The sequence below is a fragment of the Paraburkholderia sp. SIMBA_030 genome (assembly GCF_046535245.1).
In the GTDB taxonomy this organism is placed as follows: Bacteria; Pseudomonadota; Gammaproteobacteria; order Burkholderiales; family Burkholderiaceae; genus Paraburkholderia.
Window position 1 is genome coordinate 1 of sequence record NZ_JAWRXB010000878.1, and the last position, 260, is coordinate 260.

The window sequence follows — 260 nt, forward strand, 5'->3', positions numbered from 1 at the left end:
CCACATGGGCTCGCAGATCGCCAACCTGGCCGACTACCAGCACGGCTTCAAGGAAGCCATCCGTTACTACGGCGAGCTGCGTGCGTTGGGCCTGCCGGTCGATCACATCGACGTCGGCGGTGGCCTGGGTGTGGACTACGACGGCACACACTCGCGCAATGCCAGTTCCATCAACTACGACATGGATGACTACGCCGGCGTGGTGGTGGGCATGCTCAAGGAGTTCTGCGACGCGCAGGGCCTGCCGCACCCGCACATCT

1 pseudogene is annotated in these 260 nt (G+C 63.8%); it reads left to right on the forward strand.

Annotated elements, in window-relative coordinates:
* A pseudogene (locus tag SB772_RS42525) lies at nucleotides 1-260 on the forward strand (arginine decarboxylase); the annotation flags it as partial.